This is a genomic window from Verrucosispora sioxanthis (assembly GCF_010560025.1).
GTDB classification, from domain to species: domain Bacteria; phylum Actinomycetota; class Actinomycetes; order Mycobacteriales; family Micromonosporaceae; genus Micromonospora; species Micromonospora palythoicola.
Window position 1 is genome coordinate 1 of the sequence record NZ_SAIY01000023.1, and the last position, 1428, is coordinate 1428.

Here is a 1428-nt window from a genome sequence, read left to right on the forward strand (position 1 = left end):
CTGCGCGAGCAGCGGGCCGGACACGAACGCGAGGCGCAGGTGGCCCGGGCGCTGGCGGGGCACCTGCGGGCCAACAATTTCGAGCGGTGGCTGCTGGCCGAGGCGCTGGATCTGCTCGTCGACGGCGCGTCGGGGATCCTGCGGGAACTCTCCGGCGGCCAGTACGACCTGGTCCACGACAAGGGCGAGTTCTTTGTGGTCGACCACCACGACGCCGGGCTGCGGCGCGGGGTGCGGACACTGTCCGGCGGCGAGACGTTCCAGGCGTCGCTGGCCCTGGCACTGGCGTTGTCCGAGCAGTTGGCCGGGATGTCCACCACCGCGGCCAGCCTGGAGTCGATCGTGCTGGACGAGGGCTTCGGCACCCTCGACGCGGCCACCCTCGACACGGTGGCCGCCACCCTGGAAAATCTCGCCGCCCGGGGCGACCGGATGGTAGGCGTGGTCACCCACGTGCCGGCGCTGGCCGAGCGGATCCCGGTCCGCTTCGAGGTGCACAAGGACGCCCGCTCGGCCCGGGTGGAACGGACCGGCCGGTGATGCGGACGTGAACCGCTTCTTCGTCGATGCCTGGGATCCCGGCTACGGGGCGTCGTTCGAGGCCGCGCCGGCCGGCCCGGCCGCGCCGAGCAGCGCCCAGGTCGAGGCGGAACACGAGCTGCCGGCGGTGGACTGGCGGGCGATCGGCCCCCGCCCGGAGGTCCGGGCACCGGACGTGGTGCTGCTTGTCGACGGGGTACGCCGGATCGACGCCAGTATCTGGACGGCCGAGGAGGACGGCGGCTCGTTTCCCGGGCTGGCCGCCTCGTACGCGGCCGGGGTGGTGCGCTGCGACCTCGACCGCGGTGCCGCGCAACTGGCCGGCGCCACGGTGGAGCGGGGCCTGTTCACCGCCAGCCCGTCGGCGACCGACGTGGTGGCCGGCAACGTCCGCTACCCGGTGCACCGGGTCGGCGGCAGCGGTGAGCTGGCCAAGCTGCCGGCGGCGGTGCAGGGTCCGCTCACCGCCCTGGAGGTGCAGGTGTCGGCGGCGGCGCGTACCGACGACGACCTGCTGGTGGTGGACGGGCCGTTGCGTAACCGGCGGCAGCTGCCGCGCACCCTCGGCTACATCAAGACCCAGCACAGCCAGTACCTGGACGCCCGGCTCACCGCCGTGGTCACCGGTCTGCCACCGGGTCACCGTTCGCCGGTGTTCCGGCTCGGCACCGCCTGGGGCGGCTGGTCGTGGTATCTGCGGCTGCCGGTGACCGCGGGCGCGCCCTGGGCCGGCATCGTGCGGCTGGAGTGCTCCGCCGACCTGGAGATCGCCGAGGCGGTGTGGCTGGCCGACCTGTCGCTTGTCACCCTGCCCCGGTTCGCCTCCAGCCCGTACAAGGATCCCCGGGCCCCGCAGAACCTGGTGCCGATCGCCGGGCTGGAACGGTT

2 protein-coding genes are annotated in these 1428 nt (G+C 73.7%); both read left to right on the plus strand.

The features are described 5' to 3' along the window. Positions 1 to 540, plus strand: a 540-nt coding sequence (locus ENC19_RS29110; RefSeq protein WP_164450239.1) for an SbcC/MukB-like Walker B domain-containing protein, incomplete at its 5' end; no start/stop codon positions are given. A gap of 7 nt (positions 541 to 547) precedes the next feature. Then, on the plus strand, positions 548 to 1428 hold an 881-nt coding region (locus tag ENC19_RS29115), incomplete at its 3' end, for a hypothetical protein (protein WP_164450240.1).